This is a genomic window from Zwartia sp., from assembly GCF_049655405.1.
Taxonomy (GTDB): Bacteria; Pseudomonadota; Gammaproteobacteria; order Burkholderiales; family Burkholderiaceae_B; genus Zwartia.
The window spans coordinates 245,806-253,905 of sequence record NZ_JBASJR010000001.1 but is presented as its reverse complement, the minus strand read 5'-3'; the positions used below and the strand labels follow the sequence as shown (position 1 = coordinate 253,905).

Here is an 8,100-nt window from a genome sequence, read left to right as displayed (position 1 = left end):
TAAATGGAGAGGCATCAAGTTTGGCCTTCTCTGTTCCAGTGTCGAGCACGATTATGGCTCCAGCAACTGGAGCTGCGACTTTATCTGGCGTGTTTTCCGGCTCAGGTGGTCTGACCTTTACAGGCGCCGGCACACTGGTCATGTTAGGTGCCAACACCTACTCGGGTGGCACAACGGTATCGGGCGGTACGCTATCGTTGGCCGGGGGCTCACCCACTGGCACTGGTGACGTCTTCGTAGCGTCTGCCGGTACCTTGATGGGAACGGGTACGATTGGCGGCAACTTGAGCGTAGGTGGCGTACTCAAACCCGGTAACTCGCCAGGCTATTTAGTTGTCTCGAATAATGTGTCGATGAATACAGGCTCAACCTATCAACAAGATATCGCGGGTTTGGTTCAGGCAAGTAGCGCGACTCCAGCGGGGGCCACAGGCTACTACTCGCTGTTGAGTGTTGGGGGGCTATTCACGATTCATTCGGGAGCTTCCTTAACTCCACGCCTTTCAAACCTCTTTAGTGCAAGCGAGTCGGGCTACGGTAGTGCAATCTATGTGCCAGCACTTGGCGATCGCTTCCGCATGGTGACGGCCACGGGTGGTATCTCTGGTCGCTTCGACACACTTACGCAACCGGCAGAACTCGCAAGCGGCACACAGTTCATTGCGTTCTATAACGTCAATGGCAGCAACAGTCTGGATCTGGCGGTGACGCCGACTTCCTACAGTTCTACGTTGTCATCAAGCACCACAAACGCCCGGGAAGCCGCGAATGTCTTGGATCAGATCTTAGGGGTTAACAAGACCGGTACTGCTACGGCAGCACAAGACTCTTTGCTCTACGCGGTCGCCGGACAAACCGCAGCAAGTCTGCCAGGCTATGCGCAGTCGCTCTCTGGTGAGATCCACGCGGCCTCGGCTGCTACCTTGCCTCAGGCGACCCAACGGGTGCAGCAAGCAGTGTTGGCACGCTTGGGCGACTTCCCCATGCCACCTACTCAACTCAATGGCGGTGCGAGCAATTCCTTATCGTCAGGTGCCATCAAAGACGGTCGTGTCTGGGGTGAGATCGCGTACCAGCGCGGCGTTCGTTCAGGTAATAGCGGTGGCAATGGCTATAACAACAACCTATACCAAGCGGTGTTTGGTGTGGATGCTTACACAAACGCTGCGCTTGGACTCAAGCTGGGTGGTGGTTTGGCGCTCTCGAACACCACGGTCAATGCAACGGGTGGTAACAGCACCATCCAGCAAGGCGCATTATTCCTCTACGGCAAGATGCCTGTGGCACAGGATTATGTGCTCGATGGTATGGTCAGTTTGGGCTTGAGCTCAACCAACCTCTCGCGCAGCGACATCACCGGTATCAGCAATGGCTTTAGTAACAAGTCAGTAATGGGTAACGATGTCCTAGTGAGCGCAGGCCTGAGCCGTCCGTTTGAGACGAGCGATTTACGCGTCACCCCGTATGTGCGACTCACTTACCAGTACGTGGGCCAAGCCGCCTACGATGAGGGTGCAAGCGCTGCGGCATTAAGCGTCGGGCGAATGAATGCCAATGGCGTACGCGCAGTGATCGGTGTGGGCGCAGGGTCGCTCAGCAAAGACCCGCTTAAAACTGGATATACCTACCGCGCCAACCTCGGGATCGGTGCTGAGTCCCAAGGCTTACTCAATCCAACGCTCAACACCACCCTTGGTGGTTACTCAAGCAGCGTCACCACGCCCACGGCAGGAGTCGGGTTTGTGCAAGCAGGTTTGTACGGTACGGTCAAAGTCGCTGACAGCGCTTACGCTTATGCAGGAATCTCTGCCGAAGCTAGAACAGGTCAAAACCTGTATGGTGGAAGTGTGGGATTGCGGGTAGCGTTTTGATATCAGGGCACTGCTAGCTCAGGGCGGGAGTGGCCTTGAGCCTTCGCCAAGCAGTAAATGAACCCTGATTTTTCAGGGTTTTTTTTACGCCTGTCTTCTTTCGCTCTTTATTTCGACCTTACCCAGTCATTGAGCGTCTAGGCTTGGATTGCTCGTAATATTCACCGATAATACAAGCACTTAAATTATTAAATCTTTTAGGCGAAATGATGGCGAATGCACTCCCAACCGTAGCAGAGTATGTCGTAAGCCGACTGGCAGACCTGGGCATAGATCGTGTCTTTGGTGTGCCGGGCGATTATGCGTTTCCTTTTGATGATGCGATTGAGGCGAGCGACCGTGTCGAGTGGATTGTCTGCGCCAATGAGCTCAACGCTGCATATGCGGCAGACGGTTATGCGCGTATCAAAGGTGTTTCGATTCTTTCGACCACGTATGGTGTCGGTGAACTGAGTGCGATCAATGGCGTGATGGGTGCGCGTGCCCAGCGCTTGCCGGTTTTTCATATTGTTGGTGCCCCAAGCACACGGATTCAAAAGCAAGGCCTGATCACGCATCACACACTTGGCGATGGTGTGTTCAATCAATTTCAGCACCTTTCAGCCGCTGCCTGCTGCGTGACGGCTAACTTGACACCCGATAACGTCGTGAGCGAGATGGAGAGGGTGATCAGTGAAGCCTTACGTCTGAGCGCTCCTGCTTACATTACAGTACCGATGGACTTGGCGAAAATGCCCATCATCGGCACACCTGTTAAAGGTCAGGCGCTGGCTGAGATTAAACGGGTCAAAAGCAATCCGGAAAGTTTGAGTGCAGCCTTGAGTTTTGCAATCGAAAAAATCAATGCGGCTAAAAACATTGTGGCCTTGCCAACGAATCTTGTTGGTAACTATGGGCTCCGGGAATCATTGCTCGCTTTCCTGGGTCAAACCGGAATATCTTTCGCGACTACGCCGATGGATAAAGGCATTGTCTCCGAAGCTCATCCCCAGTATTTAGGTATTTATAGTGGCGTATGGTCCAATCCAGCAGGCCTGAATGTTGCCGTAGAAGGTGCAGATTTGGTGCTCGACATCGGCGGTGTCGTATTTGAGGATTTCAACACCACTTTCTGGTCTTCCAACATCAGCCCTGACAAATTGCTCACCCTTGGTGATAATTTTGTCAGATTGGGCAACACCATTTTTACGGGGGTGGCGCTTGAAGATATGCTGAAAGGCCTCACTGCAAAGTTAAAAGCACTCCCTAAATTAGAGTTTTCAATCTCCTTGTCACCCTTGTCTCTTCAGGCAGAACCGAGTCAGCCGACTTCTTCGGGCAACCTGTACGCGCGTATCCAAAAAATGCTTCGCCCAGGTGATGTGTATGTGGTTGAGACCGGCTCATGCACGATTCACTCTACACCGATGTTATTACCTAAAGATGTTGGGTTTCAGACGCAGACGCTTTGGGGGTCGATTGGTTGGGCGACGCCTGCTGCGATGGGTATCTGCATGGCCAATCAACAAGGCCGTACGGTTTTAATCACAGGTGACGGCTCTCATCAGCTGACGGCCAATGAAATCGGGGTCATGGGTCGGTATGGCATCAAGCCTATCATTTTTGTACTGAATAACGGTCTGTATGGTGTTGAGATTGTGCTGAGTGAGAAAGGCCCCTCCTATGATGATCTCGCACATTGGAATTACGCACAAATTCCAGCCGCGATGGGTTGTGATAAATGGTTTAGCGCACGCGTCAGCACTGTGGCAGAGCTTGATACTGCCATTGCGCGTGCGCAAGCCCATGATGGTGCTTCCTATATAGAAATTATGATCTCCGCCGAAGAGAGCCAGCCACTTCCTGAAAGTGTTCAGGAACAGATTTATCAATCCGCTCTTAAAAAATAATCAAGAGGTCACAACGATGCGAGTGCGAACTTCAGGTGTGTTGAACACATTTTTTGCAGTGTTGCTTTGTACTCAGAGTGCTCTGGTCTCTGCGGCAGCAGATACGATTTTTCTGGGCGGACCGATCGTCACGGTCAATGCCAACAATGAAGAGGTAGAAGCACTCGCAGTCAAAGATGGAAAAATCGTCGCGCTCGGTCAGCAAGCGGATATCAAGAAAAACTGGGCAGGCCCTAAGACGCAAGTGATCGACTTGAATGGTCGCACACTGATGCCGGGGTTTGTGGAGCCGCATGTTCACATCGTATTAACTTCAATGGTGGAGGGGCTGTGGTTAGACTTGTCTAACTTTACGTTGCCCTACGATACGTTGGAGACAATTAGCACCAAACTGCGTGCAGCACTCAAAAATGTGCCGCCAGGTGGTTGGTTGGCGGGCTTCGGTGTAGATCCTTCGCGTACTTCACCTTTTATGGCGGAGTTGACGACAGAGGTGCTTGATAAAGTCTCGACTGATGTTCCAATTTTTATCGTCAATCAATCCGGTCATATTGCGTATGTCAATACCAAGGCATTCGAAGTGGCCGGTGTGACCAACAAAACACCTAATCCTCCCGGAGGCGGTATTTACGTCAAGGATGCGCAGGGCAATCTGACCGGCAAGTTGATTGAACCGCCGAGTTACCTGCCTTTCCAAGCCAAGATGCCCGTGCCTACGCAAGCTCAGCTGGTTGAGGCGATGCGCAAGACGACCAAGAAGCTTGCGATGAAAGGCATCACGACCTCGGCTGAAATCACCGTTGGCGCGAACCTTGGTCTGGATAATGAATTAGGTTTATATCAATACCTGATGGCCAATGGCGGTTTGCCTGTCAGAGTGCGTGCCTATTTATATGGCAGCGCCATTCCCAAGGGATTTAATGCGATCAAGCCCAATCAGGGGGATGATCGCTTGCGGTTTGTGGGGGTGAAATTTTTGGCCGATGGATCTACGCAGGGCCTAACCGCAGCGTTGAATGAACCGTACACATACCCAGCCGATACCAAAAACAAAGGGAGCCTCAACTATCAAACTGAGACGCTCCTGAACGATATGCGGCCTTATTTTGATCAAGGTTGGCAGATTTCAATCCATGCCAATGGTGATCGCGCGATCGATCAAGCGTTGGAAAATTACAATACCCTTCTCGCCGGTGTCGCGCAGCCCGAGAAACGAAGACTGCGTATTGAGCACTTCACAATCACTAAGCCTGAACAACTCATCCAAACTAAAAAACTGGGTGTGGTTCCAGGATTTACGATCGGGCATGTTCATTACTGGGGCGAGCCGTTTCACAATCAAATCGTTGGACCCGCTCGCGCGAACCGAATCGATGCATCCGCTTCTATGAAAAAAGAGGGTATTCGGTTTGCCTATCATAGTGACTCACCCGTTTCCCCCTATGGCCCACTGAAATACATTACCCAGGGTGTCACACGTCTTTGGCAAAGCCCACTTGAAAGAGTGCTGGGCCCCAAGGAGAGAGTCTCTGTCGATGATGCAATCCGCGCAGTGACGATTGACGCAGCCTATCAGATGATGTCGGATCACGAGGTTGGTAGTCTGGAAGCTGGCAAATTAGCCGACTTTGTTGTTCTTGAAAAGAATCCACGCACGACGGCCCCTGCACAAATCGCTGACATCAAGGTGTTAGAGACATGGGTCGGTGGAAAGCGTCAGGCATGGTGATGCGTTTTACTCAATATTTAATGTGATAGAGGTCTTGATGAGCAAATCTTCTCGTCGCCATTTTCTTAAGTCATCCGTGATTGGTGTTGCTGCTACGGCGAGTGCGAGTCAGAGCTTGGCTCAAAGTCCAGCTCTGCCAAAGAACACAATTGCTCAGGTCAGGGCTTTACAAGCCAGAGAGATTCAAGCGACTACTGCGACTTGGAATGACGGTTTGGCTCATCCAATTCCCTATCAAAATCCTCCAGGTCGCGGCAAAGACAGAGCGATTGTTTTGGGTGGCGGCTCCGAGTACATGAGTTCCTTTCTGGTCGGCTATTTTCATGCGCTGTTGAGCAATGGCGTCAATTTACGTTTGGCGGATATTGTGGTTGGTACCTCTGCGGGCGCTGTGTTAGGAAGTGCCTTGTTAGGACATCGGCTGGATTTGTTTTCTGCAGAATTTAATTTATTAGCCAATTACCCAAAGGTGATGGCGAAGTTTGTGCCGACTAAAAATTTCCTACCCAGCCAAGAGCGGGTCATGAAGATGGGTATTGATGCCAAAGATGGCAATCCCGATATCATTCAGGCGATTGGTCATGCTGCGATGGCGGCCAAATCGATTTCCTCTGAAAAATTTGAAATGAATATGAAAATATTTTTGGGGGATATGAAAGAGATTCCTCCAAAGATGTTCATCACGACGATTGATTGTTATACCGCCGAGCGCTTAGTGATTGCGCCTGACTCTGGCGTTCCCGTCACGACCGCCTGTGCAGCAAGCGCGTCGGCACCTGGAGTGACTGGGCCCACTTGGGTCAAAGATCGTGTCTGCATGGATGGCAGCATTGGTTCGACAGAAACGCATTGCGATATTGTGGCGGGATCAAAGAGAGCACTGATCGTGGCTCTGGCAGACACTATTGAGCAGGAAAAAGAGGGGCTGCGTTTAAATCGTCTACCTAATACGATTTTGCAGGAAGTGAAGGATCTTGAGGCTGCCGGTACCAAAACAAAGCTCGTCGTTGTAGGCATGTTGCCCGGTAGAAAGACCTTGAGCGTGGTGGATCCAGGCATCATGGAACCTGCCATCAAGTATGGTTTTGAGCGAGGCATGCAAGACCTGCCAGAGATGAAGAAATTTTGGGCTTAAAGTTTCCAGTTCTTCCTCTTATTGCCACACTCGCGACGCAAAGTCTGGCGACGATGGCGGCTTACTCTTTTCCAGTCGTGGCGCCCGTGATTGCCCAAGACCTTGAGGTGCCGGGTACGCTGGTAGGGTTTTTTATCTCTATGGTCTATGGCGTTGGCATTATTTCCGCGTTGTTGTCACCGCGCTTTATCCGGCGCTTTGGTGCGGTCAGGGTCAGTCAGCTAGTCTTAATTGCAACGCTTGCGATGCTGTTGGCGTGTGCTGTCGGGAGCATTGTTTCAGTTGTGCTTGGTGCTGCGCTACTGGGTTTGGCCTATGGCGCCACGGCACCGGCGAGTGCGCATTTGTTGGTGCCGCGCACACCTCCGCGCGTGATGAACTTGGTGCTGTCGATCCGTCAGATTGGGGTGCCACTGGGTGGGGTATTGGCGGGTCTGGTGATGGCACCGCTGACTTTGAGTCTAGGATGGCAAGCGGCCTTGCTGTGGCAGACAGTGCCAGTGTTGACGGCGGTGTTGTTGCTCGAGTGCGTGCGCCGCTCGTGGGACGTTGATCGCGATCCGACGCGTCAAATATTAAGCAAAGGATTATTCGCTCCGGTGCAAATTTTGTTCGATCGCCCTGAGCTTCGGCGACTGTCGTTCGTGAGTTTTATTTACGGCGGGATTCAACTTTGTTTTATCGCTTTTTTGACGGTGCACTTGACCAGCAAAACGGGTTTTGATTTGGTGCAAGCTGGATGGGCCTTGGCCATCTACCAAGTGGCGGCCGTGATCAGTCGACCTATCTGGGGCTGGTTGGCGGACAAGTGGATTTCCGCACAGAGGTTATTGGCGTGGCAGGGTTTCATTATGGGCGGTACTGCCGTGCTGACCGGGCAGTTTGGAATGAGCTGGGCGCCTTGGTTGATACTCTCGCTCTGCGCTGTGGCGGGTACCACGGCGAGTGGGTTTACAGGTCTGGCTTATGCGGAATGGGCACGCTTGGGTGGAGCCCAGAGGACTGAAGCGACAGGCTTAGGCTCTGGCCTGATGTTCGCGGGCGTGTTGTTGCTGCCTTCCTTGTTCTCAGTGACGGTCACATCTTTTGATGATTATGGTGTGTCTTATGGTGTCGTCGGCGCCTTGGCTGCCTTTTCAGGGTTTTTGTTGTTACGACAGAAAAGTACTTGATTGACTTGTCATCTCGCCACACTCGTTGACAGTTTGTTGCACTTTTTTTCTTGTTGTCCGAATTAGGGCTTGAGAAAATACTTAGCCAGCACAGACGGACGAGCAAATGGAAACCAGAATCAGTGATTTAGAGGCCTTTGCGGTCGATGCGCGCGATCGTTTGGCGCGGATTGAAACGCGCCTGGATACCTTTGCAACCAAAGCAGATTTACACCGCGAGCTGCACGGCATGACCTGGCGTCTCTTGGGCGGCGCTTCTGCTTTGGTGGGGATCGTGTATTGGATTGCTCGAACGGTTCATTGA

At 51.9% G+C, this 8,100-nt stretch carries 6 protein-coding genes; all 6 read left to right on the top strand.

Features of this window, described 5'->3' with window-relative positions; all coding sequences use genetic code 11:
- The coding region (locus WBJ47_RS01145; protein ID WP_422243857.1) for an autotransporter outer membrane beta-barrel domain-containing protein at positions 1-1,871 on the top strand (1,871 nt) is incomplete at its 5' end.
- A 209-nt stretch (positions 1,872-2,080) separates the two neighbouring features.
- Positions 2,081-3,760, top strand: coding sequence for an alpha-keto acid decarboxylase family protein (locus tag WBJ47_RS01140; RefSeq protein ID WP_422243858.1), 1,680 nt, complete (start codon positions 2,081-2,083; stop codon positions 3,758-3,760).
- 16 nt (positions 3,761-3,776) lie between these two features.
- Entirely contained in the window at positions 3,777-5,489 is a 1,713-nt protein-coding gene (locus WBJ47_RS01135) for an amidohydrolase (RefSeq protein ID WP_422243859.1), read from the top strand.
- Positions 5,490-5,526: 37 nt separating this feature from the next.
- Positions 5,527-6,624 carry a patatin-like phospholipase family protein gene (locus WBJ47_RS01130; RefSeq protein ID WP_422243860.1) on the top strand — a complete coding sequence of 366 codons (1,098 nt, stop codon included), beginning with the start codon at positions 5,527-5,529 and terminating at the stop codon, positions 6,622-6,624.
- Complete coding sequence (locus WBJ47_RS01125) at positions 6,615-7,796, top strand: MFS transporter (protein ID WP_422243861.1); 1,182 nt, start codon at positions 6,615-6,617, stop codon at positions 7,794-7,796. The genes WBJ47_RS01130 and WBJ47_RS01125 overlap by 10 nt, the downstream gene beginning before the upstream one ends.
- 106 nt (positions 7,797-7,902) lie before the next feature.
- Positions 7,903-8,100 (top strand): hypothetical protein, encoded by a 198-nt coding sequence (locus WBJ47_RS01120; RefSeq protein ID WP_422243862.1) that lies wholly within the window; start codon positions 7,903-7,905, stop codon positions 8,098-8,100.